The 527-nt window shown below is 75.0% G+C and carries 1 protein-coding gene; it reads right to left on the bottom strand.

Annotation, left to right across the window (positions count from 1 at the left end):
• Window positions 1-24: 24 nt before the first annotated feature.
• Window positions 25-527, bottom strand: a 503-nt coding sequence (locus tag ACK4SE_RS14340) for a hypothetical protein (protein ID WP_409694080.1), incomplete at its 5' end; no start/stop codon positions are given.

Below are 527 nucleotides of genomic sequence, written 5' to 3'. Positions count from 1 at the left end.
AACCGCCACGAAATTTCCGTTCGATCAAAAATCTCCAGCAGCTGCCCCACCATGTGTGCGGCTGCCGGGCGGGCGGCGCGTGAGGCTCGGCGCGCGTGGCTCGGCGCGTGCGGCGCGGCGCACACCTTGCTCCAGCTGCTGCCGCGCCAACCGCCGCTTGCGCGCAAAGTACTGCGCCTCCGACACTTGCGCCTGTGACCGACGCACGCACGGAGCGGTGAGCAAGCGAGCAGCCCATGCCATGCGGCGGCGGCGCACCTTGAGCTCGCCCGCCGCGCTGCGCCAGCGCTCCCAGTCGCGATCCGCCGAGTCCGTCTGTGACTGCGCCTCGCTGGAGGGCGCCAGCGAGCGAGGGGTGGGCTCTGCTGCCGCAGCGGCACCGTCCGCCGCCTCCGCCGCCTCCCCCGCCTCCCCCGCCTCGCCCTCACCGTCCGCCGCCGCCTCCTCCGCTGCCTCCGCCGTCGCCAGCGCCGTGCCGTCTGGCGCCACGGCGTTGGCGGCGCCCTGCACGCTGCGCAGCACGCGGA

It is taken from the genome of Brevundimonas sp. (assembly GCF_046293315.1).
In the GTDB taxonomy this organism is placed as follows: Bacteria; Pseudomonadota; Alphaproteobacteria; order Caulobacterales; family Caulobacteraceae; genus Brevundimonas.
The sequence above is the reverse complement of the archived record's forward strand: the minus strand, read 5'-3'. Positions and strand labels throughout refer to the sequence as shown.